The following is a 25,286-nucleotide window of genomic DNA, read 5'->3' on the forward strand; positions in this document are numbered from 1 at the left end:
GCCATGCTGGCGTCTCTAGTCAGCTCTGGCCGGCTGGCGGCGTGCTCAATGCCGATAAATATCGGCCATCTCACCCGCGGAATTAGGCCGTGTCGCAGCGCCATACCTTAGCCGCTCAGCATGAGCCCGATGCCGATGCGAATGCAGGACGGGCCGCTTCGATTCCGGCGGCATGGTGGAGACCTCGCGCACATTGTGTGCATTTTTGGGAACCCATCCGCCCTTGACCATGGCCTGCGAGAGCAGCGCTTTGGTTTCCGGCGTATTGCCGCGTTGCGCGATGGCGCTGCTGGTCGTTTCGATCACGCAATCCCATTGGGCCGCAGCCGCGCATTCGCGCGCCTGCGCGAGCAGGGTATCGTAGGCATCGGGCTGTGGCGTGGGTGTTGTCGCGATGGCGGGTGTTGTCGCGATGGCGGGCGCGGACGCATTCGCGACCACATAGCGATCGGGTTCGGCGGGCGCCTCACGCTGCGGTGTGGCCACATGATACTTCACGCCAATCGCGACCATGAGCAGGAAGAAACAGAAGCTCACCGCAAGGCTGAACCATGCGCCGCCGGTCAGGCGCGCGGGATCGTTGCTTCTTGCGGAGGCTTCGGGGCCGTTGACGTGGTCCGGCTCCCGGTCTTCGCGTTCCCCTGGCTCCGGCTGGGGCGGCATCGTCATGGAACGATTCTCCTCTTGCTTCGCTTCTCGAAGGCCGCCACGATCGATCATCCCTGGCAGATGCAAAAAGCATAGAAATCGGCGGGGCGAAAGGCAACTCTCCTGGGAAGGGCCAGTGCGCGGATGGAAAAATGGCACAAAACGAATAAGCGAATGAGACAGAACAAGCGGAACAAACGGGCAGTTTTTCTTTGTTCAGAAGAAAATTGCCAACAAGATTTCCGATTGCCATTTCCAGTTAAACGTTGTGCACCCAGCGGCTTTGCAAAGGAGCAAAAATAGCTCCCGCCCAGGCATTCATGACGCTTGTGTTCTGTCACGATGCCGCTCGCCTTCTATGGCATCGGATTTTGTTCACGTCTACTGAAACGAACGGCTGTGTCACGCCCCGTGGCGCAGCTTTTTCCATCAGAGGACGCCATGCGCAACGCTTCCGTTTCCACGTCGCCCAAATCGCGCGCGACCGCCGCCGCACGGCTCGAACGCTTGCCGTTTTCCGGCTATCACAAGCTGATTTTCCTGATCATCGCACTCGCGTTTTTCTTCGACTCGGTCGATCTCGGCACCATGACTTTCGTGCTCGGCTCGATCAAGAAGGAGTTTGGCCTGTCGAGCGCGCAGGCCGGGCTCGTGGCCAGTGCGAGCTTCTTCGGCATGACGATCGGCGCTGCGGTGGCGGGGCTGCTCGCCGACCGCTTCGGCCGCCGTCCGGTGTTTCAATGGAGCATGGTGCTGTGGGGCATCGCATCGTATCTGTGCTCGACCGCGCACGATGTCAACTCGCTCATCGTTTACCGGATCCTGCTCGGCTTTGGCATGGGCATGGAGTTCCCGATCGCGCAGGCGTTGCTTTCCGAGTTCGTGCCCTCCGCGCAGCGCGGCCGCATGGTTGCGTTGATGGACGGCTTCTGGCCGCTCGGCTTCATTACCGCAGGCATCGTCGCGTACTTCGTGTTGCCCGCGCTCGGCTGGCGCGCCGTGTTCGCGCTGCTCGCGATTCCCGCGGTGTTCGTGCTCGTCGTGCGCCGGATCGTGCCGGAGTCGCCGCGCTGGCTCGAGCATCGCGGGCGCCTCGTCGATGCCGACCGCGTGGTCTCGGACGTCGAGGCGCGCGTGATGCGCTCCATGAGGCTGACGCGCTTGCCCGCCCCGCAGCCGCTCGCGCAACCCGCATCGTCGCGCGGGCGCAGCGCATTGCGCGAAATCTGGAGCCCTGCTTACCGCCGCCGCACGACGATGGTGTGGCTGCTGTGGTTCTTCGCGCTGCTCGGTTTTTATGGGCTCACTTCGTGGCTCGGCGCGCTGTTGCAGCAGGCCGGCTTCGCGGTCACGCAGTCGGTGTTCTACACGGTGCTGATCTCGCTGGGCGGGATACCCGGCTTTCTGTGCGCGGCGTGGCTCGTCGAGCGCTGGGGCCGCAAGCCCACCTGCGTTGCGTCGCTCGTGGGCGGCGGCGCGATGGCGTTCGTCTACGGGCAAACGGCGCTGCATGGCGCGAGCATCGTATTGCTGGTCGGCACGGGGCTCGTGATGCAGTTCTTCCTGTTCGCGATGTGGGCCGCGCTCTATACCTATACGCCCGAACTCTACGGCACCGGTGCACGCGCGACGGGCTCGGGGTTCGCCTCGGCGATCGGGCGGGTCGGTTCGCTGATTGGCCCCTACGTGGTGGGCGTCGTGCTGCCGTTGTTCGGCCAGGGCGGCGTGTTCACGCTCGGCGCGCTGTCGTTCGTGGTTGCGGCGCTGGCCGTGTGGGTGCTCGGCATCGAGACGAAGGATGCCTCGCTCGAAGCGCTGGAATCGTCGGATGCCGGCGCCGGAATGGCGGCGGCTGCCCGCGAGAAAGCCCCGCTGAATTAAGAGGCCGAGGCGCGCTGGCGCGCGGGCAAGAAGCCGATTGGTATTTCGCCTTGAACTTTATTGCTCAGATCAATGACTATTCGGATCGTCGCAACGCTTGTGATCATCGCAAGCGTTGCTTCGAGCCGCGCAGCCGATCAAGCCTCGCGGTAGGTGCCCTTTGCCTTCGCCGCATGTGTGGCCAGGATGTCCATCAGCGCGGGACTGAGACAATCATAGGGTTCCAGGCCCTTGTCGTGCAGGGTTTGCCGGACTTGCTCCATCTTTGAAGGCGGCGTGCCGCTTTCGATGATCGACGAAACGAACGCCGCGAAGCCCGGGCCATCCCAGCCGGTATCGGCGGACAGTTCCGTATGGATGAAATCGAGCCCGTAGAACGCATGGTCCTTATTCTCGATGCGGCCATACAAATGCGTGCCGCAGGCGGTGCACGCATGGCGCTGGATCGGCGCTTTCTCGTCGACGACCTTCAACTTTTCGCCGTGCGCAACGACGGACAGCTTCTCGCGCGGCACGACCCCCACGACCGAGAACAGCGCGCCCGCGGGCTTCCAGCACTTGCTGCAACCGCATGCGTGGTTGAACAGCACCTGTGAAGCAACCTGCACTTCAACCGGGTTATCGCTGCACTTGCAACGCAGCGTGCCTCCCGCGAAATTCTCGGTGCCTTTTTTGATGCCCTGATCGACGGTCGGATGTAACGCGATGGTCATGATGTGTCTCCGTGATGGCTTGTGAAGTGAACAGTCGTGTGGACTGGTTTGCCCGTGCTTCGCTGGGCGAAAGCGGCTGCTGATGATACTGGGTGCGAGTATAGGTCAAATACTGCAGGGGAGTATACGAGGGAACCCTGCGAAACAACGCTGCGAACGGCCGTGACGTGTCCCTGCATGTCTGGCGGGCACGGGACGCTCCGGCATGCAATACGTTTTAGAAAAACTTAAGCATCGTGCACTAGCACACCTCTATTCTTCGATTTTTTGAGTCCATATGCTTGGGGCCTTGTTGTTATTGTTCGCCCCGAACACCACTCCTTTAGAACAGGAATGCCCATGATTGCCATGAAGAAGACGCTGGTGTGCGTCGCGCTGTCCGTTGCGGCGCTTTCCGCCCACGCGAAGGAATTGACCGAGTTGAAGTTTGGCGTCGATCCGACCTATGCCCCGTTCGAGTCCAAAGCGCCGGACGGCAAGCTCGTGGGTTTCGAAATCGACCTCGGCAACGAAATCTGCCGGCGGCTCCGCGCAAAATGCATCTGGGTCGAAACCGCGTTCGACGGCATCATTCCTGCCCTGCAGGGCCGCAAGTTCGATGCGATCATGTCCGCGATGTCGGTGACGCCGCAGCGCGAAGCGCAGGTGGCCTTCTCGACCATGTTGTTCAAGACGCCCAGCGCATTGATTGGGCCGCGCGGCGCGCGGCTCGAACCAACGGTCGCGTCATTGAAGGGTAAGAATATCGGCGTGGCGCAAGGCTCCACGCAGGAGGCCTATGCGAAGGCTTATTGGGCGCCGGCCGGCATCAACGTGACCTCGTACGCGAATCAGGAAGTGGTCTACACCGATCTGCGAGCGGGCCGGCTCGACGCCACGCTGACCGACATGATTTCCGGCAGCAACGGCTTTCTGAAAACGCCGCTGGGCCGCGATTACGCGTTTCTTGGCGCGCCGGTCAACGACGCGAAGACGCTGGGCGCCGGCGCGGCAATCGGCTTTCGCAAGAGCGATAACGCATTGCGCGAGATGATCGATCAGACGATTGGCGAGATGATCAAGGACGGGACCTATCAAAAGATCGCGCGGCGTTATTTCGATTTCGACGTGCTGGCGAGTTGAAGTTTCCGGAGCCTCAAGCGATCAGGCGCTCGTTGCGCTGCTGCTGCTCCTTGCCACGGTTGACGAGCCAGCGGTGAAACTGGCGGCAATGCGGCCGGTCGAATGCGTTCGGCTTCCACTTGAGGAAGTAGGGCGACGGCAACGCGAGCCCGAGCGCGAAAGGCATGACGAGGCGGCCTGCGGCCAGGTCGTCGGTAATCATCGAGCCTTGCGCGAGCGTGAACCCGTAGCCGTCGATGGCCGCCTGAATCGCCACGCTCGAAAGCGAGAACACGAGGCGGTTTTCGTCGAAATCGGCGCAATCGACATCGTTGGCGGCGAACCATTCGCGCCATGACGGCGGCGAGGCGAACTTCGGCTGCCAGTCCACCGTGATTAACGGGTAGGCGAGGAGATCGGCCGGCGTCTCGAGCGGCGTGCCCGACTCCAGCAGACGCGGGTTGCACACGGGCACCACGCAATCGCGGAACAGTTCAACCGCATTCTCCGTATTCAAGCCGCGCTCGCCATAGCTGATGCGAAAGTCGATTTCGTAGCCGTCCGGCGACGGCTCCGTGTGCGTGCCATCGAGATACACACTCAGCTCGGGATGCTGACGCTGCCATTCGAGCACGCGGGGCGCGAGCCACTTCGACACCAGCGAAGGCAGCGCGCTGACGCTCAGATTGCGCGTGTTCTTCGCGCGTTCTATTTCGGCATGCGCCACGCGCAGGCTTTCGAAGGCCGCAGCGCAACTCTCGTGGTACTGCCGGCCGATCGCGGTGAGGCGCAGCCGCTTGCCGTCCTTTTGCGTGAGATGCATTCCCAGCGTGTCTTCCAGCAGTTTGATCTGCTGGCTGACCGCGCCCGCGGAAATGCCTAGCCGCCGGGCTGCTTCGGTGATGCCGCCGCATCGACCGACGGCTTCGAAGATCTGCAGCGCGCGCAATGGAGGAAAGCTGTTCGTCGTCATTTCGTTATCGCTCGAATCGCTGGCGGGATTTCACGGTTTAGAAACTCTAAACGAACAGGCAGGTTTTTACATCTATTCTTTTGCTTTATGGCTTTTTATCCTTGGAACCCAATACACGAAATCGTCAAGGTGGAGGCAACGGAATGTTTCTGAGGAATGCATGGTACGTCGCGGCATGGGACGCGGAAGTGACGCGCGAACTCTCGCCAGTGACGCTGTTGGGCGAGTCCGTGGTGTTGTACCGGCGCGAGGGCGGCACGCCTGTCGCGCTTGAAAACGCGTGTCCGCATCGCAAGCTGCCGCTTTCGATGGGCCGGCTCGTCGGCGATCATGTCGAGTGCGGTTATCACGGTCTCACGTTCGATTGCGAGGGCGCGTGCGTACGCGCGCCGGGCAGCACGAGGATCCCTTCCGGCGCGAAAGTGCGCAGCTACCCGCTGGCGGAACGTTACGGCCTGCTCTGGATCTGGATGGGCGATCCCGCACAGGCCGATCCCGCGAAGATCGTGCAGATCGACGAATGGGGCGATCCGGCGTGGGGTATGAATCGCGGCGATGCCATGACGGTGGACTGCCACTATCTCTATGTCACCGACAATCTGCTGGACCCTTCGCACGTTGCGTGGGTGCATCGCTCGTCGTTCGGCAATGCGGCCTGCGAAGCGGAACCGCTCAAGACGGAGGCGACCGCGCACGGCGTGACCGTGTCGCGCTGGATGCGCGATGTGGAGGTGGCGCCGTTCTACGCGCAGTTCGTGCGCTTCGCAGGACGTTGCGACCGCAAGCAGCATTACGAAGTGCGTTTTCCGTCGCACGCGATCATCAAGGCTGTCTTCACGCCGGCCGGCACGGGCGGCGACGATGCACCGCTTCATACCGATGTGTTCCTGATGAACTCGTATAACTTCATGACGCCGGTGGACGCATCGCATACGCGCTACTACTGGTTTCAGACGCGCAACTTCGCGCCCGACGATGAACAGGTGTCGCGTCAGTTCGACGAGGACGTGCGCCATGCGTTCGAGGAAGACCGCGCGGTGTTGACGGCCGTGCACGCGGGCATGCAGAACGCGCGCACGCCGAACATTGACCTCGCCATCGACGCGGGACCGCTGCGCTTCAGGCGCGCGCTCGCGCAGATGATCGAGCGCGAGCAGCAGACGGAAAATCTTTCGCTTGCGCCGATTCACGTCGTGCAACGCGAGCGCGTGGAGCCATGAAATGAGTGACGCTGGCAAGACCGCGGCGGAACTGGCGAGCCGTGCGCCTACTGGCTTTCGCCGCTTGCGCGTGAGCGCGCGCACGCGCGAAAGCGCATCGATCGTTTCGTTCGAACTCGTGCCTGCCGATGGCGAGGCGTTGCCTGCGTTCGTGGCCGGGCAGTTCGTGACGTTGCGCTTGCCCTTGCCGGGCGGCGAGCCTCTGCTGCGCACCTACAGCCTCTCGGGCGACCCGGCCGATACGGCGCGCTGGCGGATTTCCGTCAAGCGCGAACCGGCCCCGGCAGGGCGCGAGGACCTGGCGCCGGGGCGCGGCTCGTCGTATCTGCACGACGCGGTGCAGGTTGGCGACGAACTCGAAGCGGCGGGCCCGTCGGGCGCGTTCGTGTGCGGCGACGACATCACGCGGCCCGTCGTGCTGATGAGCGGCGGCGTGGGTTTGACGCCGCTCGTCAGCATGCTGCATCGGCTTCGGGCGATGGCGGGCGCGCGGGACCGGCGCGTGTATTTCATTCACGCGTGCGAGAGCGGCGCGGTGCATGCGTTCGGCCGCGAAGTGCAGGCGGTGGCGGCCGAGTGTCCGAACGTGCGCGTGCACGTTTGCTACCGGCAGCCCGCCGCGCAAGATCGTCGGGCACAGACCTTCGACAGCGAGGGGCTGATCACGCGCGAGACGCTGCAAGGCTTGCTGCCGCTCGACGACTACGAAGTGTATCTATGCGGGCCGCCCGCGTTCATGCAGGCCAACTGGCGGCTCCTGCGCAGCCTCGGCGTGGCGCGCGAGCGCATTCATTACGAGTTCTTCGGCCCTGCAACCGTGCTGGAAGCCGATGCCGATGTGGAACCTGCGCGCGAAACATCGCCCGATGCGGTCCCGCGCACGGAGACGATCCGGGAAATCGATGCGCACGCAACCACTGTTCGATTTCACCCGGACGCTGCGCCCGTGGCGTGGGATGATCGCTGCGAGTCGCTGCTCGAACTGGCGGAGCAGCATGGTTATGCCGTGCCGTTCAGTTGCCGTGTCGGCATCTGCAATACTTGCGTGACGCCGCTGGCGCAAGGCAACGTTGAGTACGCCACTGCGCCACTCGACCCGCCCGCTGAAGGTACGGTGCTGCTTTGCTGCGCGAAACCCGCGGGACACGTTACGCTCGCGCTGTCCGAGGCGTGCGCGCAAAGCGGCGCGGCGCGCTCCCCACAACCCGCTTGATGACTCGCAGAGGATTTCATGAAGATCGGCTTTCCCGTCGAACCGGATTTCGCGGCCCAGCGCCAACATTTTCTTCACGCCACGCAATTGGCGGGGGCAACGGTGACGAGCTACGCGCATCCGCTCAAGGGCCCCAACGGCGAGGCGCTCGCGACCGACGTCGCCTGGCTGGGCAACGCCGTCGCGCGCCGCGTGCTGGTGGCCGTGTCGGGTACGCACGGGGTGGAGGGCTACTACGGATCGACGTGCCAGACGCAATGGCTGCATGAGTTGGCCGCGCGAAGCCTGCCCGACGATGTCGCGGTGATGATGGTGCACCTGATCAATCCGTGGGGCACCGCGTGGGTCAGGCGCGTGAACGAAGACAATGTCGATCTGAATCGCAACTATGTCGACTTCGGCGCGCCATTGCCGCTCAATCCGCGCTACGAGGAACTGCATGAGATTTACGTGTGCCCCGATATCGACGGTCCGCAGCGGCACCACGCCGATACGCTGCTGGAGCGGCAAGTCGAGTCGCTCGGCTGGTCGGGTGTGCAGGCGATCGTGGGCGCGGGCCAATATCGCCACGCGGACGGACTCTTTTACGGCGGCCAGGCTGCAACATGGTCCAACCGGACCTTGCACGAGATTGTGCAGCGCTTTCTCAAACCGGCCCAGGTGGCGATTTCGTTCGATCTGCATACCGGGGCGGGCGCGTTCGGCCATCCGATGCTGATGGCGATTGCGCAATCGACCTATCCCGCGCTGGCCGACGCGCAGCGCCTTTACGGCCCCTGGCTCTACACGCTGCTCACGCACGCGGATGCCGCCATCAGCGAAACCGGTGTAGTTGCGCGCGCAACTGGCTACGCCTCGCAGGCGCTGCTGGACGCGTTGCCGGATACGCATCTGATGCAGCTCGTGATCGAATGCGGCACGTACCCGGAAGCGCCCATGCACACGGCCTTGCGCGACGACCACTGGCTGCACCTGTACGGCGACCCGCGCGACGCGCGAGGCCGCGCGATCAGCCGCGCGCTGTTCGAAGCGTTCATGCCCGCCGATGCCGATTGGCGCGAGCTCGTGTGGCTGCGCACGCGGCAGATCTGGGAGCGCGCGCTGGCGGCGCTGCCAGGCATTGCGCCCACGGCAGCGCCTTGAAACGTAGCCTGATCTGCTAGTATCGCCGCGTGATCGTGGCGGCGGAGCCGATGCGCGATTCGCGCTCCGCCGCCGTCATGCTTCAATGCAGCTTGATCGAGGGCCGGTTGTAGCGCTGCAGAAACTGGCCCAGCGTCTGGAGCAGCGTGCGCCGGGTGCCGTGCACGCCCAACAGGTGCTTGCGATACAGCAGCCGGTACAAGCCCGACGCAGCCAGGCCGTCGACGATCACGGAGCGCTCGCGCAAGCGCAGGTCCGCCTGATACAGCGCGCCGGACTCGCCGAGCGAGACTACCGTGCCGGCGTCGCGAAACACGAAGCCCGCAACCGCCTTGCCCGCGATGCGCCGCGCGAAAGCCTGGCTCAGGTAGACCGCCTGCTGGTGGGCGACCTGGGCGCGCGGCGGCAGGTAACGGCTCGAACCGCTGACCGGGCAGGCTGCGCAGTCGCCGAACGCGAACACGTGCGCATCGTCAGGCGTTTGCAAGGTATCCGTCACGATGACCTGATTCGACGCGCTCAGCGCCAGTCCCTCGATCGAGCGCAGCATCGCGGGCCCGGCCACACCGGCGGCCCAGATCGTCATATCGGCGGGCAGTACTGCACCGGTCGAAGTCACGATGGCATCTTCCTCGACGCTCGCCACGCGCGTGTCGGTCAGCACTTCGATATGCAGACGCTCGAGTTGCGCCTGCGTGCGCGCCGAAATGCGCGGGTCGAGCACCGGCAGCACGCGCGGCGCGCCTTCGATCAGACGAATCTGGACGTCGCGGTCGGGATCGAGCGCCCGGAAGCGGTACGCCGCGAGTTGCCCCACTGCGTGCCGCAGCGCGGCGGCCAGCTCCACCCCGGTTGCGCCCGCGCCGATCACGTTGATGCACACCGGCCGCACGAGCGGCGCGCCGGGCGCATCGGCGAGGTGATTGACCTTCGCGCAGGCCGCGAGGAACTTCTTGCGGAAATCCTCGGCGTGCCCCACGTGTTCGAGCGGAAGCGCGTAGCGCGCGGCGCCAGGCACATTGAAGAAGTTGGTCACGCTGCCGACGGCCAGCACGAGGTCGTGATACGGCACTTCCCGTGGCGGCACGATCTGCGCGCCGTCGTGGTCGAGCACCGCGCCGATGGTGGCGATGCGGCGTGCGCGATCGACCGATTGCAATTCGCCTTGCACGAACTCGAAACCGTGGCGCTTTGCCTGCGCCGCATATTCGATCGTATGCGAAGCGGGGTCGCGGTGGCCCGATGCGGCTTCGTGCAGAAGCGGCTTCCAGAAGTGCGTCGGCAAGCGGTCGACGAGCACGATGTGCGCTTGCCCGCGGCGGCCGAGCGTGCTGCCCAGGCGCGTAGCGAGTTGCAAGCCGCCGGCGCCGCCGCCGACAATCAGGATGCGGGGCAGATTAGCCGCGCGCGCCTTCGCGAGAATGCCAGGGATGAGTGCCATGGTTGTCTTCCAGAATGAAATCGGTTTGAATGTCGCGCGACTGGATTTCACGATATCGTTTCGCGAACCCAAGAACAATTTAATGTTTATAGGCAACTCATATGCTTTCACTAATAGGTAAGGCGGCCACGTTCCGGCAGCTCAAGGCGCTCGACATGGTCATGCGCCTCGGAAGCGTATCGCGCGCGGCGCAGGAGCTGCATCTGACGCAGCCGGCCGTCTCGCTGCAGATCCGCCTGCTGGAGGAAGCGGTGGGCGCGGCGTTGCTGCAGCGTGTGGGCCGGGGCGTGGAGTTGACCACGGCGGGTGAAATCGTGGGCCGCTATGCGCGCGAGATCTTGCATCTTTGGCAGGAAGCGGGCGACGAAGTGGCGGCATTGAAGGGAGATTTGGGCGGCACCTTGCGCATCGGCGCGATCACCACCGCCGAATATCTGATACCGCCGCTGCTGGTCCGATTCACGGCGACGCGCCCGCATGTAAAGACCTACTTCAAGGTGGGCAATCGCGAAGAGATCATTCGCATGCTCGCCACGCATGAAATCGACCTCGCGGTCATGGGCAGTCCGCCCAAGGAACTGCGCACGCATGCGGCCGAGTTCGCGAAGCATCCGATGGTGTTCGTCGCTGCGCCCGAGCATCCGCTCATGCAGCGCAAGCGTATTTCAATGAAGGATCTGGAATCGGCGCATTTGCTGGTGCGCGAGCGCGGCGCGGGGACGAGAACGACCGTCGAGAGTCTGTTCAAGACATCGGGTCACCGATTTCATGTGGGATCCGAACTATCTAGCAACGAGGCCATCAAGCAGATGGCCGAAGCGGGGCTCGGCGTGGCGTTCCTGTCGCGTCATGCATGTGCGCTGGAACTGCGCGCGGGGCTGCTGAAGGAACTGCCGTTCGCGGGCAATCCGGTCGAGCGCGAATGGTATGTGGTGACGCTGGCCGACCGGCGCATTTCGCAGGTGACCGGGTTGTTTCGCGATTTCCTCGTCGAGCAGGGCGCGCCGGTGATCGATCTGGCGATGTTGTCTTCCTCCGGCGCGCGGCGCAGGAAGTAGGGAGCCAGGCGCGCTCGCGCGCTCAAATGCCCCGTGGCTGCCTGCGCTTGAGCGCGACGATGTTGGCGTCGATCCAGCGGCGCGCGCTGGCGAGCATGATGGCTTCCTGTTCGCGGCCGTTTCTCATGCCTTCGACGGTGACGAACTCGACATTGCGTATGCCGATGGTCGCGAACACCGCGCGAATGTAGCCCGTGAGGTAGTCGGGCTGGCGTGCCGCGCCGCCCCAGGTAAAGAGACCGCCCGACGAGACCGCGACCATCACGGGGCGATCCCTGAGCAAGCCGATCTTGCCTTGCGCGGTCATGGTGAAAGTGCGCCCGAGGCGCATGACGTGATCGAGCCAGGCCTTGAGCCCTGAGGGCGGCCCGTAGTTGTGCATGGGCGTGCCCATCACGACCACGTCGGCCAACTCGAGTTCTTCGATCAGTTGTTCCGAAAGCGCGAGTGCGCCGTGTTGCGCGGCGCTGCGCGCGTGGGGCGCGACCAGCATGGCATCGACGAATTCGGCGCTCAGGTGCGGCGGCGGAGCGTTGCCCAGATCGCGCCGCTGCACACGTGCGTCCGGGTTTTCACCGAGCAGCGACTCGACCGCGTAGCGCGTCACCTGGCTACTGACCGAGGCGTCGCCGCGCGGGCTGCACTCGATATGCAAGATCTGGTTCACGCCTCGATGGCCTCCGATTCCATGCACCGATCCAATCCGGGAACGTTCGTGAAGATCGATGTTCGCGAGGCGAGTGCGGTTTTTGCGCTATATGCGTTAGGGAACGATCCTATCAAGCCACGCGCGCGGCGGCACCATCGGGTTGCACATGTCGTTCATACCACGGTGCTGATAAGCCTTTGGCCGGCGAGATCGCTTCGACTTTTTTCCATACGTCCTCACTCAGCAGATTTCGGCAAATGTAAGCAGACATTGGCCGCCGATTAATCGAGTTCAAATTCTCCGGGAATCGTCTAACAATACCAGGACAAACGCGTCGTGCATGGTGGGGGAAATCGTGATGTCCTGAGTTCTACGGGCTGCGCGAATCCGAACGGCTATTCAAGCCCGGCGTGCCATGTCCATGGCGCGCGGACGCTCGCGTTCCGGATTCGGGGCTATCCGGTGCCTTCGCTGCTGGGGGCGGGGCTCATGACGGCCGTGCTGTTGACGACCTTCGTGACGTGCGAATCCGCATGACCTTGCTGCGCGGCGTGCAGTTTCTCGTGGCGTTGACGCTGGCTTACTGGCTCTGGTGTCGCGGGCGGACGCAGGAGGCGGAGGCGGTCCACGCACCGGGGCATGGATTGCGCTTATGCGCGGCGGCGTTTCTTCGACAGATCGGCGAGCGCCGGAACGAGTTGCTTGAATTGCTGGAAAGCGGCGTCGCGGTGCGCCCGTGCCGCCGCGTGAAGCTGCATCTCATCCTCGCGGGTCCAGCTTCCGATCGCGGCAATCTTGTCGGCTTCGCGGCGCATCCATTGCGCCTGCGCGATATTCATGGACCGCCCGCAGACGGTCGAGCGCAGCCGCCAGTAATCGAACTCCGCATAGAACCGCCGTGGGCCGCGCGCGCCCGCCGGGCGCTGCCGGCGCAACCACCATTCGAATTTTCCGTCGCTCCAGATCCGATGCGTGAAACCGGCGGGCCATTCGAGCCCGTCCGGAATCAGTGATTCGGCAGCGAGTTGCTCGATGGTGCCGAGCACCTCGAAATAACCGAGCTCGGGGCAAACATTGAAAACCGGGGCGTCGGGGATCTTGACTTCGATAGCGTGTCCTCGCGCTGTGTCGCTGGTAATGGTCATGGGGATGGCCTCTCGACTTATTGGTCTGCTCATGGTGGGACGTGCGGCCCATTCGCTCATTATCGAGATAGCACGTGCTTGCGCTAAGTGACGAGGTGACGCCCTGGACGGCTTGTCGCAGTCAGTCGAACTTGATGCGCTTCAGGAATGGCGAGGATATCCATGGCAGATTTCCCATCGGCCCAAAAGGGGAGCAGACGGTGTTTCACCGTCAGCAGCCCAAACCCGTAACGACGCGGATTCCCTTGGGGTATTGCAGGCAAGCCGCTGCCCAAACCGGTTGCCACATTCGCACTGATCGTTGACCGGACGAAGAACGAAGCGAAACATCGTGCTGATGTCGTTTACTGGCCGATTCTTGACGGTTTATTTGCGGTTCGATTTCGCGCAGATAAATAGAATCGTTTGAAATAACGTCGCCTGGTGCCAAGCAGTTGGCTTCTAACATAGTCCGCCTTCGCATCACTATGGCACTCAAAGAATTCGCCAGCGCCATCAACCCTGAAAGCGCACCCGATCAGTGCATGACTGATCGAAGGTGTGCACGGGGCGGATTCGTTGTGCAATATCCGGAGACAGTCAGTGGAATCGTTTGCGAATGGCGCACTGTGGATGCTCGATCCTCACTCTCGCCCACCATTCTCGCGGACATCATCGCTTGACGATGCTCTGCTCAAGCGTGCCACCGGCGCCGCGGCGTTCGGCAGCGCGATGGGTGGGTGAATGGCGTAGCAATACCTGCGCCGCAACGTCTGGTGGCTCGCCCAAAAATCTCATCGCTAGCCGATGCGTCGATTGCATTTTTGATCTGCGCGGCTAGTTCGAACGTGGAGTCTGGCCTGACGACATTGCACGCCTGCCCACCGCCATTTTCATCACGAACCGGCCAGTTGCCCGCTTGTGGCGAACCGCCCGAGCGGCGCAGTACGGCATTGAGGCGTCGCTGATGCGTGCCGCAAAAAATGGAGAGATACGCATGACCTCGCTAGAAAAGGCTGCTGCGGTTTCCGCCGTCGCGATGGAGGAAGAGACATCTGCAGCGTTTAAACGACGCTTCATGATCAGAATGATCATCGTGCTTACCGGCGGCACGTTTCTGGACGGCTATATCCTCGGGATTGTCGGCCCGGTGTCCGGCAAAATGACCGCCGAACTCGGCATATCGGCGGTCTGGGAAGGCCTGATCGCGGCGGGCGCGCTGTTCGGCATCCTCGTCGGCTCGCCGTTGGGTGGGTGGGCTGGCGACAAGTTCGGTCGCAAACCCCTGTTCATGCTCGACATGGGGTTGTTCGTGATTGCGTCGGTCATGCAGTTCTTCGTCGGATCCACGCAGTTATCTATCGCGTTACCGCTGCAACTGTTCGTGGTGCGGCTGCTGATGGGCATCGCAATCGGCGCGGAGTACTCGGTTGGTTGGCCACTGTTGTCGGAGTTCTCGCCAGCCCGGATCCGTGGACGGCTCATGGGCTTGACGCTGATCGCGTGGTATGCCGGCTTCATGTTCGCCTTCGTCGTGGGCTACTGTCTGGACCGGTATACGGATCTCGGCTGGCGAAACATCCTCGGCACCAGCACCTTCATCGCGATGGCATTGTTCCTTGGCCGGATTGGCATGCCCGAGTCACCGCGCTGGCTGTGGAGCAAGAATCGTACGGACAAGGCCCGCTCCATCGCTTATCGGTATATGGAAAGCGCCTCCGATATGCTCGACATGGAGCGCGAGGCACCCCATTCGGGCGGTGGCTTCGGGATGTTGTTTTCCCGCCAGTACTGGCGGGTCACACTGTTCGTGTCGCTCTTCTTTTTCTGTGTCGTCACGCCGTACTTTGCGATCGCCACATTCGCCGACAGTGTCTTGCAGAAGTTCGGCCTCGGTGGCGGGCTCGCGGGAGGAGTGGGATTGTCCGCCGTTGCTTTGGCCGGAAGTGTCGCGACGGTCCTGCTGATCGACAAGGCCGGCCGCCGTGCGCTGACGGTACCGCCGCAGTGGATCATCACTGTGATCCTCGTGATCCTCGGCGTGTGGACAGATGCACCTGGCGTGGCCGTGCTGGGCCTGTTTCTCGCATTCTCGTTTTTTAACGCGGGCTGCGGCACGCTAACCTGCATCTACCCTGGCGAGGTTTTCCCCACAGAGATCCGCGGGATCGGGACAGGCTTCGCTGCCGCGTTCAGCCGGATCGGGGCCGGCCTCGGCACCTTCCTGATGCCCTGGTCCATCGCTAATCTCGGCCCCTCAGTGACCATACTGATTGCCGCCGGCATCGCCGCTGTCGGTGCCGGCGTATCGCAATGGCTAGCCCCTGAAACCCGGGGCAAGAGTCTTAGCGAAACGGCCTCCGGGTTTTCGCACTAGCACCAGCGGGAGCTTGCGGAAAATCCTGGCTCGGGGCAGGTCCAGGCGGGCGCAGTGAGAAGTAAAAGTCACGGCGCTGCCGGTGGTGGGCGAGGCGCGTTCGGTCGGCGTGATCGTCGGCATGATCGTCGGCGCGCTAGAAGAAGTGGTGAATGCCGGCCACCACGACCGTCTGCGAGCCCGAAGACGACGCGCCTATCCCCATCGTGCTGGCAACCGCGCCCGATGAGGCCCGTTCCACCATCACGTCCATATAAAGCTGGGTGCGCTTCGAGAGCGAGTACACATTGGCGAGCGTCGCCTGGGTCCAGCGCTTGCCGGCGAGCGTCGTGGTCCACGCGCCCGCGCCCACCATATAGGCGGGCGTGATCTGGAAATTGGCGCCGCCGTCGATGGTGTGGTAGTCCTGCGCCTCGCCATGCCGCTCGATGCGCACCTGCGTGTAGAGCGCATGCAACTGGACTCGCCCCCACTGATAGCTGCCGCCGATGCCCGCATTGCGCACGCGGTCGGCCACGAACGGCGCGCCGTTGGACAGGTTCACGCCCTCGAACGCATTCAGGCCCAGCCCGCCGGCCAGGTTGAGCGCGCGGTCGTGGTACTCCGACCACGCGGCGGCCAGCTTCAGCGGTCCGTAGCCATAGTTCGCGCCGAAGCTGATGGTGTGTCCCGTCGTGCTGCTGCTTGAATTCGTGAAGCCATAGAGCGCGCCAATGGTGAGGCCTGCGAACGGCTGGCTCACGAACTTGGCGGTATTGGACAGTTCGACGGGCACGGTATTGGCCAGCCCGTCGACGTTGCCCGGATGAAAGGCGGAGAAGTCGCCGAGCGACTGGGCGGTCGACAGCGGGCCGAGCATTTCGAAGTGGAAGTCGGTCTGGCGGCCAAGCGTGACGGTGCCGATGCCGTTCTTCGCAAGACCCACCCAGGCCTGGCGGTTGAAGAGCGTGCCTGCGCTCGACATTGCGCCGCTCAGCGTGGAGAAGCCCGACTCCAGCTTGAACACGGTCTTCAGCCCCGCGCCCAGATCCTCGGTGCCCGTGAGGCCCCAGCGGTCGGCCTGGAAAGTACCCTGTTCGGCGATGAACGCGTGCGAGCCATGCAGATTGCTGACGTAGCCCACGCCCGCGTCCAGACTGCCATACAGCGTGATGCTGCTTTGTGCATATGCAGCGGAAAAATTAGTCATGCCAAGCGCCATGCACACGGGCGCCAACAAACACTTCTTCATTGGGGGTCTCCTCGCGATGCTCGATTTGCTCTGTTGAACGAGCCGGCCCGAACCGGGCCAGCCGTGCCTGCATTTACTTCATGGATTCACTTCAAGGTCTGATACAGGATTGCCGCGCCCGAAACGATCGCGAAGCCCATCACGCTGATGCGCAAGACTTTGCTGTTCAGTCGCCGGTGCACATGCTGGCTGATGAAGGCGCCGAGAATGACGGGCGGCACGAGCAGCAGCGCGGAAACGAACCGGTCCAGGTTGATCTGGCCGGTGAAGCTGAGCATCACCAGCGAGACCGCTTCGCCGATCGCGAAGCACAGCGCGATGGTCGAGCGCAGCGCGGGCGCGCGATAGTGCTGGAAGACCATCGCCAGCGCGGGCCCGCCAATTCCCGTCGCGGTTTCGGTGATGCCCGTCACGGCGCCTGCCGTGATCAGCGCGTTGCGGCCCGGCGCGAAAGTCGGCGCGCACAGTGTCGCGACAGCGGCGGCAATCGTCGATGCGCCGATGAACAGGTTCAGGTCGTGCGCCGAGATGCGCGAGATGATCAGCACGCCGCCGACGGCGCCCACCGTGCGCCCGACTGTGATCCATAGCGTGCCGCTCGAATCGAGCGCCGGGCGCTCGCGCCACGCGAGATAGACGTTGAGCGGAAGCATCAGGATCAGGAGCGACACGGGCAACAGGCCCGGATCGATCAAGCCGATCACGGGGGCGCAGATGAGCGCGAAGCCCACTCCCACTGCGCCCTGAATGAACGCGGCAATCGTCACGGTGGCGGCAAGAATGAGGAATACGGTCAGACTCACAGAAGGGTTCTCCTAAGGATGGACAGCTATGCGCGGGGCGGATCGAACGGCGTCACGCGCGCGCGTGTTTCAACGACTCGATACCAGTGGCGCCAGGGTTTGCGCGGCGGGCTGCGCCTGCAGGGCGCCGCGAGCCGTGGGGGCGGCCGGTGTGGCCGACAAGGGCGCGGCGTGCACCCGCTGGATAGGTGCGCGCGCAACGACAGCGGCAGCGGCTTCTTCGACTTCGCGCAGCAGCGCGCGCGCGTCCCAGTCGATGGGCCAGCCGTGCCACAGGCGCAGGCGCCCCGCGACGAACACCGCATCGATCTGGCTGCGATTGGCGAGGCGCACGAGCTCCCATTCGAGATCCCACGAGGGCCGCATTTCCGGAACATCGAGGTCCACCAGCAGAAAGTCCGCTGCCTTGCCCGGCGCGATTTCGCCGGTCAATGCGCCAAGGCGCACGGCGTCGGCGCCGCCGCGCAGCGCGTGATCGAGCCAGAGCTTGCCCGCGCCGCACGACGAGTCGCCCGTTGCGAGGCCGAAGGCGAAGCGCTGCGCGGTCTCGGCCGCGTCGAGCAGCCGGAATGCGTCGCTGCGCGTGCCGTCGGTGCCGAGGCCGAAGCGGATGCCGAGCGCGGCCATTTGCAGCGCTGGGGCCACCGCATTGCCCTTCCATGAACTCGCGACGGGGTTGTAGCTCACGGCCGCGCCCGTGTCGCGTAGCAGGTTCAGCTCGGAAGGCGTGACGAGCGTGGCGTGCGCAATCAGGGTTTGCGGCCCCAATGCGCCCGCATGGTGAAGGTGCTCAATGGGGCGCATCTTGCGCGCGACGATCGAGCGCTCGACGGCGGCGAGGTGCTCGTTGGCATGCGTCTGGAACACCGCGCCGGCCTCGGCGCACAGGGCGGCCACGGTTTGCAGCATGCCGTCCGAACCTGCTTCGGGCACCGAAATAGCCAGCGACGGATGCACGAGCGCGTGGCCGCTCCAATGCGCCAGATGGGCCTGCGCGCGGGCGACGATGGCGCCGCGCTCGCGGGTGTCGATATGGTCGGCGAGGTCGTTGCAGATCTTGCCGAGCACGCAGCGCACGCCGACTTCCTGGGTGGCCGCGGCGATCGTCGAGATGTCGCTGTCCGAGCGCGTGCCGGCGTCGCAGACGGTCGTGAAGCCGCCGCGCAGCGCTTCGAGCGCGGCGAGTTTGGTCGAGAGATACAGCAGGTTTTCGTCGAGGCAGTTCTCGAGCGGGACCCAGATGCGGCGGTAGATCTCGGAGGGCTCGCCGAAAGCGAGCGCCTTGCCGAACGACTGCGTGAGATGGTGATGCGCGTCGACGAAGCCGGGCATCAGCAGCTTGCCCGGCAGCGCGAGCGGCGTCAGCAGTGGGTAGCGCGCCACCAGTTCGCCGGCGGGGCCGATGTCGCGAAAGCGCCCGTTGGCGACCACGACCGCATGCTCGCGCACCGGACCATCGGCGAGCAGCAGCGTTTCGGGTAGCAGCAGCAGTTCATCGGCGCACAGTTCTGTGCGCGAAAGGGAGCGGGGCGAAGCGGCTGTGGAGCGAGTTTGCATGATGAAGAAGTTGGGCTGTATGGGGTTCAGTGGCAGGAGGGGGTTTCGTTGACGGCTGCATCGAGCGCGCCGGCCGCATGGGGCGCATGGGCTGCATGGGCCGTGCGGTTTGCGCGCGGCCGCCAGCGCAGGCTCAGGTGTTCGAAGATCAGATTGACGATCACGGCGGTGAGCGCGCCCATCGCGAGCCCGTTGCCGAGCACGATTTGCAGCGTCGCGGGAAAGCGGCTGTAGACGCCGGGCACGACGATCGGCAGGATGCCCATCGTGAGCGCGGCGGCTAGCGTGTACATGTTGGCGCGCGCGCGCAGGTCCACCTGGCGCAGCAGGTTGATGCCCATGACGCCGATGATCGAGAACACGATCAGCGCGGTGCCGCCCACCACCGCGGCGGGAATGGCGTTGGCGAGGCGCGAGAGCGGCGCGAGCAGCGCGATCACGATCAGCAGCGCGCCGGCCATCGCGGTGACGAAGCGCGAGCGGATGCCGGTTGCCTCCACGATGCCGATGTTCTCGCTGCTCGTGATGATGAGCGAGGTGCCGAAGAATCCGCCGACCATCGACATGAGCGCATCGGCGCGGATGGTCCGCGGCACGGCCACACGCGGGTCGATTTCCTTGCCCACGATCTCTGCGATCGCCACGGTCTGGCCGGTGGCCTCCGCCATCGAAATCACGCTGAAGATCAAGAGCGGCAGCGCGGCGAAGAGGTCGAAGCGCGGCATGCCGAACGGCAGCGGCGTGGGCAGCGTGACGAGCGCGCCGCTCCAGACGCCGGCAAAACTCATCAAGCCCAGCACCGAGGCGAGCGCCGCGCCCGCGAGCAGCCCCAGCAGCACGGCGAGCTGGCCGAGCATGCCCTTGAAGAGCTTGGCGAACAGCACGGTGAAGGCGACCGTGGCGAGTGCGAGGCCGATTCCGGCCGGGCTGCCGAACTCGGCGGTGCCGGGCCGCCCGACGATCACCACGCCGTAGATGCGGATAAGGTTGACGGCGACGAGGATCAGCATCGTGCCGATCACGATGCGCGGGAAAAAGCGCAGGCAGCGCCGGAACACCGGTAGCAGCAAAAAGTAGAACAGGCCTGTGAGGATGGTCGCGCCGGCAGCCGTGCGCAGATCGGTTTGCTGCGCGATCAGCACGAACAGGACCACCGGCGCGCCGCCCGGCACCATGATGAACGGCAGGCGCGCGCCAAAGCGCAGCGGGCCGAACGACTGCAGCAGCGTGCCGATTCCGCAGACGAGAAAGGTCGCGCTGATCAAGTCGACGGTCAGCGCGGGCGACAGGCCGAGCGCCTTGGCGACCAGAAAGACCGCCGTGATGGGGGAAGCGGCCACCACCAGCACGTGCTGCAGGCCGAACAACATCAGTTTGACGAGCGGCAAGCGCTCGTCGACAGGGTGAACTTGCTGGGCTTTCGTCATGACTGCGTGTCTCCCATGTGCCGCAGACCGCCTCACGTCTGCGAAGATGTGTCGTTGTTCTGGCAAAGCTGCTCGACAAAAACCGTCTCCCAAATCGATTTGGGATCGCGTGCAAAAAATTGGGCGGGCGCCCCAAATCGATTTGCTATCGTAGAATGGTGCGTCCTGAAGGCCTTGTCAAGCCGGATTATTTATCGACCGATTGGTCGCGATAGCCAACGAACCCCGGACTCAAGCGAGAGAAACAGCATGCAAAGTCCAGTGCCGCCAAAGCCGCGGCCGACCATTGCCGACGTCGCCCGCGCAGCGGGCGTCTCCACGACCACCGTTTCGCATGCGTTGAACGACAAGGGCTATGTCGATCCGCAAACGCGCCAGCGCGTCAAGGATGTGGCGCGCGATCTGGGCTACCGCCCGAGCGTGCGCGCGCAGCGGCTGCGCACCGGCGAGGCGCGCACCATCGCGCTGCTTTCGTCGATGCCGTTCGAAATCGCCGGTGGCGCGTCGCGGCTCGGGTTTCTGATGGAGGTGGCGGCGGTCGCGGCCGCCGCCGCCCTCACGCGCGGACTTGCGCTGGTGCTCGTGCCGCCCATCATGGCGGGGCGGCTGCCGCTCGAGCAGCTCGACATCGACGGCGCCATCGTGATCGAACCCACCGCCGACGATGCGAACGTGGCCCATCTGCAGGCGCGCGGCTTGCCGGTCGTGTGTCTCGGCCGCATGCCCGGCAACGACGCGCTGCCCTATGTCGACATCCACTCGTTCGCCACCACGGCGCTGTTGCTGCGCCATCTGCATGAGCAGGGCAGCCGGCGGATTGCGCTTTTGATCGGCGCGCAGCAGCGTAATTCGTATGTCGAATCGCGCGCTGCGTACGAGCAATTCTGCGCGGAGCACGACATGCCGCCCGTGATCGCGGTGGCCGACGAAGCGGGCGGCGAGGAAGCGGGCCGCGAAGCGTGCGCTGCGCTGTTGCAGCAGCACCCGCAACTCGACGGGCTGTGCGCGCTGGTTGACGCGTTTGCCGTGGGCGCCGTGCAGGGCATTGCCGACGCAGGCCGGCGCGTGCCCGACGACATCAAGATCGCAACCCGTTACGACGGGATTCGCGCGCGCAGTTGCAGGCCGCCGCTCACGGCCGTCGATCTTCATCTCGACGAAATGGCTTCGCAAGCCGTGGCGCTGCTGTTCGATCATCTGGCGGGCAAGGGCGGGGCGGACTTCGCCACGCCGCCCGATCCATCTCTCGTGGTTCGCGAGTCTTCGGTTGCCGTCCGGGACGATGCCTGAGGTTTGGCGCGCAACACGGGTTATTGACGGCTCCAGGCAATTCCTGAGTCGCAAATCAGGAAAACCTGATTTCCGCTCTGTGTCGGCATGGCTATTCTGCCTTTACACGAAGACACGTAACGCAGGATTCGTGACCCGTTCGGAAGACGTCATCGGTGCGCCTGGAGAGATCGAGACGAAATAAGACCGGGCATTAAATGAGTGACTTGCCTAAGACTGGCTTCGACTGTCTCCGTCGGGCGAGCCTTAGGCCTTTTTCATAATAAAAAAGCGGATGCCGATAACGTTAGATATCGTTTAAAGGCTTGCCCCATTTCATGCAGCCGTATTTCCCCTTGCGCCGAAAGATATTCCGATTGCATATTCTAATTTTCGATTTTCGATAAGATATCAGCGGGAACGCATTATGGGTTTCCATCGGGGTGCGGGGTCGAGCGAAACGGCGTTTTCGCTTGGGCAAAAATGAGAATGCGCTTCGCGAAAGCTTGAAGCAGCATCGAATAAGTTGGCGAAATGAGGCGACGCTTCAATACGGTCGTTGGCCGGCTCATCCGGGGTGGAGGCACTCGCCGCCGCGTGGGCAGATGGGTCACGCCGGCGGCTTTGGCCGTCCTGTTGATGTCTTTTTTCTGGGCGCATTCGCTCGCGGATTCTCACGGCCCGAAGCAGTCCGTGCTGCGCGTGCTGGCGTGGCCCGGCTATGCGGACGAGGACTGGGTCCGCGCATTCGAGAAGCGCTTCCACGCCAAAGTCGAAGTCACGTTCGTCGATTCCGACGAAGCGCTCTGGGCCCGCATGCATGGCGCGGAGCCGCAGCCGTTCGACGTGCTGGCGGCCAATACCGCCGAGATCGAGCGCTATGCGCACGCCGGCCTGCTCACCGCGCTCGACCTCTCGCGCATTCCGAACCGCCGCTGGCAGCAGCCTTATTTCCAGCACGTAGCCGAGATTCGCGGGCTCGTGAGCGCGGGCCGCACCTACGCGATTCCGTTCACCTATTCGTCGATGGGGCTGATCTACGACCGCAAGCAGATTGCCGAGCCGCCGCATTCGATGCGGGCGCTATGGGATCCGCGCTATCGCGGCAAAGTGCTCGATTTCAACAGCGCGCAGCACAACTTCTCGTTCGCCGCGCTGGCGCTCGGCTATCCCGACCCGTTTCACCTGACGCCCGGGCAATTGCGCACCGTCACGCGCGAACTCGTGCGCCTGCGGCGCAATCTGCTCACCTACTACACGTTGCCTGAAGAGGCCACCGAGCAGTTCGTGCAGCATCACGTGGCGCTGATGTTCGGCAATTACGGCACGCAGCAAGTCGAGCAACTGCGTCATGCCGGCGTCGACGTGGGCTACGTGATTCCGGACGAGGGCGCGCTGGCGTGGCTCGATTGCTGGGCCATCACGCGCAACGCGACCAATCCGGCGCTGGCCTATGACTGGATCAACACCATGCTGGAGCCCGATATCGGCAAGCAGCTGACGCAACGCCAGGGGCTTGCCAACACCATGACGCCCGTGTCTGGCGTTGCTGCCGGTGCCGGTGCCGGTGCCGGTGCCGGTGCCGGTGCCGGTGCCGGCGCGGGGCCGCGCCTCGTCTGGATCCAGGGCGTCGAGAGCACCGGCGAGCGCGAAGCGCTGTGGCGCCGAATCAAAGCGGGCGACCCGCTGGAGCGCTTCGCGCCATGATCAAACTCGGGCTGACTTCGCGGCTTTCGATCCTGCTGGTGTGCATCGGCGTGGCGGCGTCGGGCGCAACGGGCTATTCGACCTATCGCGCCAATCGCAAGATGCTCATGCACGAAGCGGAGCGCAGCCTGCTCACATCGACGCAATTGCTGAGCCAGCGTTTCACCGCCGCGCTCGGCGACGTCGCCGACGACGCGCTCGTGCTCGCGACCCTGCCTTCGTCGATGGCGGTCGCGCAAGGCGACGCGCCGCGTCCCGCCGATGTGCGGCTCAAGCAGGTGTTCAGCGGCTTCATGCTGCATCACGCCGAGTATCTGCAGATACGCCTGATCTCGCGCGGGCAAAACGGCCTGGAGCGCGTTCGCGTCGAGCGCGAAGCGAGTGGCATCGTGGTGGTGCCCGATGACCAATTGCAGGAGAAGGGCCAGTTTCCGTATGTGTACGACGCGCTGGCGGCGAATGCGGAGCGCGTCTACGTCTCGCCCATCGGCCTGAAGGCCCAGCCCGGTTCGGACCGGAGCTCGACGCTGCCGGTAGTGATGGTGGGCGCGCCGATTGTCGATCAAAGCGGCGACAAGGTGGGCGTGCTCGTCATCGACGTCGATCTCACCAAGGTGTTCGAGCGTATCGAACGCGATTTGCCGGCTGACTACGCGGTGTACATGGCCAACGAGTGGGGCGATTTTCTGCTCCATCCGGACCCAGGCCAGACCTTCGGCTTCGAGCGCGGCCATCGCGTGCTGCTGCAAAAAAGCTTTCCCGCCACCGCGCCGCTCTTCACGAACGGGCCGCCGAGCCTGACATTCAACGGCTATGCGCGTGGCAACCAGCCGCCGGCCGAAGTGTTCGCGTTCGTGCGCTCGCCGTTCGGACTCGCGGGCGGCAAGCGCTTTATCGCGCTCGGACTCGCGCGGCCGCTCACCGACGTGCTCGCGCCCGCCAACGAACTCGGCGCGCAAATCGTGCGTCTCGTGCTGATCTCCAGCACCGTCGCGATCGTGCTGGCGGTGTTGTTCGCGCGCGCGTTGGCGCGGCCGCTGCGCACGCTCGCCTACGCGGTGACGCACATCTTCGACGAGGACGCCATCGAGCGTTTGCCCGTCGCGCGCTCGGACGAGATCGGTGTGCTCGCGCGCTGCTTCGACCGCATGCGCATGGAGATCCGCTCCCAGGTGGACGCGCTGCATACGCGGCAGCAGGAGCTGGCGCACCGGGCGGGGCACGACCCGCTGACCGGCTTGCCGAACCGCACGCACTTCATGGAGCAACTCGATCTGGCGCTACGCCGCGCGGCGCTGAGCGACGAGCCGCTGGCCGTGATGTTCGTCGACCTGAACGACTTCAAGCAAATCAACGATCAATTCGGGCATTCGGCCGGCGACCAGACGCTCGTGGTCGTGGCGCAGCGCTTGCGCGCGGCGTTGCGCGGCTCCGATGTCGTTGCCCGCTATGGCGGGGACGAGTTCGTGATTCTGGTGAGCGGCGTGCATTCGACCGACGCGCTGCGCGTGGCGGCGGGCCGCGTGCAGCTGGCGATGGAGGCGCCCGTGTCGCTGGGCGAGCATCTGATGACGGTGGGCGTGAGCATCGGCATCAGCGAATTTCCCGCCGACGGCAAGCATGCCGAAGAATTGCTGGCTAAAGCCGATACCGCCATGTATGCCGCGAAAGCCGCGACGGGTTCGCACTTCGTCCGCTATCAGGAGCTGGCGAGGGCGTCGGATGGCTGCAGCACGCGCTGATCGAGACGT

20 protein-coding genes are annotated in these 25,286 nt (G+C 64.2%); 10 read left to right on the forward strand and 10 right to left on the reverse strand.

The genetic code is table 11. The annotated features are described in order from the left end of the window. Positions 1-45: 45 nt before the first annotated feature. Positions 46-669, reverse strand: coding sequence for a hypothetical protein (locus PWP93_RS23240; protein WP_421046188.1), 624 nt, complete (start codon positions 667-669; stop codon positions 46-48). A 420-nt stretch (positions 670-1,089) separates the two neighbouring features. Between PWP93_RS23240 and PWP93_RS23245 the strand changes: the two genes are divergently transcribed. Continuing rightward, positions 1,090-2,529, forward strand: a complete 1,440-nt coding sequence (locus tag PWP93_RS23245) for an MFS transporter (RefSeq protein WP_421046189.1) — start codon at positions 1,090-1,092, stop codon at positions 2,527-2,529. Positions 2,530-2,666: 137 nt separating this feature from the next. Here the strand turns inward: PWP93_RS23245 and gfa are convergent, their stop codons facing one another. Next, positions 2,667-3,242, reverse strand: coding sequence for an S-(hydroxymethyl)glutathione synthase (gene gfa / locus PWP93_RS23250; RefSeq protein ID WP_421046190.1), 576 nt, complete (start codon positions 3,240-3,242; stop codon positions 2,667-2,669). A gap of 348 nt (positions 3,243-3,590) precedes the next feature. Between gfa and PWP93_RS23255 the strand changes: the two genes are divergently transcribed. After that, positions 3,591-4,364, forward strand: a complete 774-nt coding sequence (locus PWP93_RS23255) for an ABC transporter substrate-binding protein (protein ID WP_421046976.1) — start codon at positions 3,591-3,593, stop codon at positions 4,362-4,364. Positions 4,365-4,377: 13 nt separating this feature from the next. Here the strand turns inward: PWP93_RS23255 and PWP93_RS23260 are convergent, their stop codons facing one another. Next, positions 4,378-5,316, reverse strand: coding sequence for a LysR substrate-binding domain-containing protein (locus PWP93_RS23260; RefSeq protein ID WP_421046191.1), 939 nt, complete (start codon positions 5,314-5,316; stop codon positions 4,378-4,380). A 143-nt stretch (positions 5,317-5,459) separates the two neighbouring features. Here PWP93_RS23260 and PWP93_RS23265 point away from each other — a divergent pair, with 143 nt between their 5' ends. From PWP93_RS23265 to PWP93_RS23275, 3 genes are read left to right on the forward strand one after another with little or no spacing between them, the layout of a single operon-like run. Beyond that, complete coding sequence (locus PWP93_RS23265) at positions 5,460-6,536, forward strand: Rieske 2Fe-2S domain-containing protein (RefSeq protein ID WP_421046192.1); 1,077 nt, start codon at positions 5,460-5,462, stop codon at positions 6,534-6,536. Position 6,537: 1 nt separating this feature from the next. Then, on the forward strand, positions 6,538-7,749 hold the full coding sequence (locus tag PWP93_RS23270) for a 2Fe-2S iron-sulfur cluster-binding protein (RefSeq protein WP_421046193.1): 1,212 nt from the start codon (positions 6,538-6,540) through the stop codon (positions 7,747-7,749). 18 nt (positions 7,750-7,767) lie between these two features. Beyond that, positions 7,768-8,892, forward strand: coding sequence for a DUF2817 domain-containing protein (locus PWP93_RS23275; protein WP_421046194.1), 1,125 nt, complete (start codon positions 7,768-7,770; stop codon positions 8,890-8,892). 82 nt (positions 8,893-8,974) lie between these two features. Here PWP93_RS23275 and PWP93_RS23280 read toward each other — a convergent pair whose 3' ends face one another. Then, positions 8,975-10,333 (reverse strand): NAD(P)/FAD-dependent oxidoreductase, encoded by a 1,359-nt coding sequence (locus PWP93_RS23280; RefSeq protein ID WP_421046195.1) that lies wholly within the window; start codon positions 10,331-10,333, stop codon positions 8,975-8,977. Between the two features lie 101 nt (positions 10,334-10,434). On the opposite strand from PWP93_RS23280, the gene PWP93_RS23285 reads away from it, so the two are divergent. Then, positions 10,435-11,391, forward strand: coding sequence for a LysR family transcriptional regulator (locus PWP93_RS23285; RefSeq protein WP_421046196.1), 957 nt, complete (start codon positions 10,435-10,437; stop codon positions 11,389-11,391). Between the two features lie 22 nt (positions 11,392-11,413). On the opposite strand, the gene PWP93_RS23290 is transcribed toward PWP93_RS23285, so the two are convergent. Both PWP93_RS23290 and PWP93_RS23295 read right to left on the reverse strand, forming a co-directional pair. Then, on the reverse strand, positions 11,414-12,058 hold the full coding sequence (locus PWP93_RS23290; RefSeq protein ID WP_421027397.1) for an FMN-dependent NADH-azoreductase: 645 nt from the start codon (positions 12,056-12,058) through the stop codon (positions 11,414-11,416). A 632-nt stretch (positions 12,059-12,690) separates the two neighbouring features. Then, the gene (locus PWP93_RS23295; RefSeq protein WP_421046197.1) at positions 12,691-13,245 is read right to left on the reverse strand and encodes a hypothetical protein; all 555 of its coding nucleotides are present in this window, start codon (positions 13,243-13,245) and stop codon (positions 12,691-12,693) included. A gap of 916 nt (positions 13,246-14,161) precedes the next feature. Here PWP93_RS23295 and PWP93_RS23300 point away from each other — a divergent pair. Further along, on the forward strand, positions 14,162-15,541 hold the full coding sequence (locus PWP93_RS23300) for an MFS transporter (protein WP_421046198.1): 1,380 nt from the start codon (positions 14,162-14,164) through the stop codon (positions 15,539-15,541). A 136-nt stretch (positions 15,542-15,677) separates the two neighbouring features. Here PWP93_RS23300 and PWP93_RS23305 read toward each other — a convergent pair whose 3' ends face one another. From PWP93_RS23305 to PWP93_RS23320, 4 genes are all read right to left on the reverse strand, one after another. After that, on the reverse strand, positions 15,678-16,730 hold the full coding sequence (locus tag PWP93_RS23305; protein ID WP_421046199.1) for a porin: 1,053 nt from the start codon (positions 16,728-16,730) through the stop codon (positions 15,678-15,680). 128 nt (positions 16,731-16,858) lie between these two features. Continuing rightward, the gene (locus PWP93_RS23310; RefSeq protein WP_421027402.1) at positions 16,859-17,575 is read right to left on the reverse strand and encodes a sulfite exporter TauE/SafE family protein; all 717 of its coding nucleotides are present in this window, start codon (positions 17,573-17,575) and stop codon (positions 16,859-16,861) included. Between the two features lie 69 nt (positions 17,576-17,644). Then, positions 17,645-19,132, reverse strand: coding sequence for an amidohydrolase family protein (locus PWP93_RS23315; protein WP_421027403.1), 1,488 nt, complete (start codon positions 19,130-19,132; stop codon positions 17,645-17,647). 26 nt (positions 19,133-19,158) lie between these two features. Beyond that, positions 19,159-20,559: a uracil-xanthine permease family protein gene (locus PWP93_RS23320; RefSeq protein ID WP_421046200.1), complete on the reverse strand. Its 1,401-nt coding sequence runs from the start codon at positions 20,557-20,559 to the stop codon at positions 19,159-19,161. Between the two features lie 249 nt (positions 20,560-20,808). Between PWP93_RS23320 and PWP93_RS23325 the strand changes: the two genes are divergently transcribed. From PWP93_RS23325 to PWP93_RS23335, 3 genes are all read left to right on the forward strand, one after another. Then, positions 20,809-21,849, forward strand: coding sequence for a LacI family DNA-binding transcriptional regulator (locus tag PWP93_RS23325; protein WP_421046201.1), 1,041 nt, complete (start codon positions 20,809-20,811; stop codon positions 21,847-21,849). A 618-nt stretch (positions 21,850-22,467) separates the two neighbouring features. Beyond that, a complete protein-coding gene (locus PWP93_RS23330; RefSeq protein WP_421046202.1) occupies positions 22,468-23,535 on the forward strand; it encodes an extracellular solute-binding protein in 1,068 nt (355 codons plus the stop codon). Then, positions 23,532-25,277 (forward strand): diguanylate cyclase, encoded by a 1,746-nt coding sequence (locus tag PWP93_RS23335; RefSeq protein WP_421046203.1) that lies wholly within the window; start codon positions 23,532-23,534, stop codon positions 25,275-25,277. The genes PWP93_RS23330 and PWP93_RS23335 overlap by 4 nt, the downstream gene beginning before the upstream one ends. The last annotated feature ends 9 nt before the right edge of the window (positions 25,278-25,286 follow it).

It is taken from the genome of Paraburkholderia sp. A1RI-2L (assembly GCF_048957375.1).
Lineage (GTDB): Bacteria > Pseudomonadota > Gammaproteobacteria > Burkholderiales > Burkholderiaceae > Paraburkholderia.

What these genes read in the sequence shown, in the direction of transcription:
- PWP93_RS23240 (WP_421046188.1), bottom strand. Translation starts at nt 669, where the DNA reads ATGACGATGCCGCCCCAGCCGGAGCCAGGGGAACGCGAAGACCGGGAG.
- PWP93_RS23245 (WP_421046189.1), top strand. Translation starts at nt 1,090, where the DNA reads ATGCGCAACGCTTCCGTTTCCACGTCGCCCAAATCGCGCGCGACCGCC.
- gfa (WP_421046190.1), bottom strand. Translation starts at nt 3,242, where the DNA reads ATGACCATCGCGTTACATCCGACCGTCGATCAGGGCATCAAAAAAGGC.
- PWP93_RS23255 (WP_421046976.1), top strand. Translation starts at nt 3,591, where the DNA reads ATGAAGAAGACGCTGGTGTGCGTCGCGCTGTCCGTTGCGGCGCTTTCC.
- PWP93_RS23260 (WP_421046191.1), bottom strand. Translation starts at nt 5,316, where the DNA reads ATGACGACGAACAGCTTTCCTCCATTGCGCGCGCTGCAGATCTTCGAA.
- PWP93_RS23265 (WP_421046192.1), top strand. Translation starts at nt 5,460, where the DNA reads ATGTTTCTGAGGAATGCATGGTACGTCGCGGCATGGGACGCGGAAGTG.
- PWP93_RS23270 (WP_421046193.1), top strand. Translation starts at nt 6,538, where the DNA reads ATGAGTGACGCTGGCAAGACCGCGGCGGAACTGGCGAGCCGTGCGCCT.
- PWP93_RS23275 (WP_421046194.1), top strand. Translation starts at nt 7,768, where the DNA reads ATGAAGATCGGCTTTCCCGTCGAACCGGATTTCGCGGCCCAGCGCCAA.
- PWP93_RS23280 (WP_421046195.1), bottom strand. Translation starts at nt 10,333, where the DNA reads ATGGCACTCATCCCTGGCATTCTCGCGAAGGCGCGCGCGGCTAATCTG.
- PWP93_RS23285 (WP_421046196.1), top strand. Translation starts at nt 10,435, where the DNA reads ATGCTTTCACTAATAGGTAAGGCGGCCACGTTCCGGCAGCTCAAGGCG.
- PWP93_RS23295 (WP_421046197.1), bottom strand. Translation starts at nt 13,245, where the DNA reads ATGAGCGAATGGGCCGCACGTCCCACCATGAGCAGACCAATAAGTCGA.
- PWP93_RS23300 (WP_421046198.1), top strand. Translation starts at nt 14,162, where the DNA reads ATGACCTCGCTAGAAAAGGCTGCTGCGGTTTCCGCCGTCGCGATGGAG.
- PWP93_RS23305 (WP_421046199.1), bottom strand. Translation starts at nt 16,730, where the DNA reads ATGACTAATTTTTCCGCTGCATATGCACAAAGCAGCATCACGCTGTAT.
- PWP93_RS23315 (WP_421027403.1), bottom strand. Translation starts at nt 19,132, where the DNA reads ATGCAAACTCGCTCCACAGCCGCTTCGCCCCGCTCCCTTTCGCGCACA.
- PWP93_RS23320 (WP_421046200.1), bottom strand. Translation starts at nt 20,559, where the DNA reads ATGACGAAAGCCCAGCAAGTTCACCCTGTCGACGAGCGCTTGCCGCTC.
- PWP93_RS23325 (WP_421046201.1), top strand. Translation starts at nt 20,809, where the DNA reads ATGCAAAGTCCAGTGCCGCCAAAGCCGCGGCCGACCATTGCCGACGTC.
- PWP93_RS23330 (WP_421046202.1), top strand. Translation starts at nt 22,468, where the DNA reads ATGTCTTTTTTCTGGGCGCATTCGCTCGCGGATTCTCACGGCCCGAAG.
- PWP93_RS23335 (WP_421046203.1), top strand. Translation starts at nt 23,532, where the DNA reads ATGATCAAACTCGGGCTGACTTCGCGGCTTTCGATCCTGCTGGTGTGC.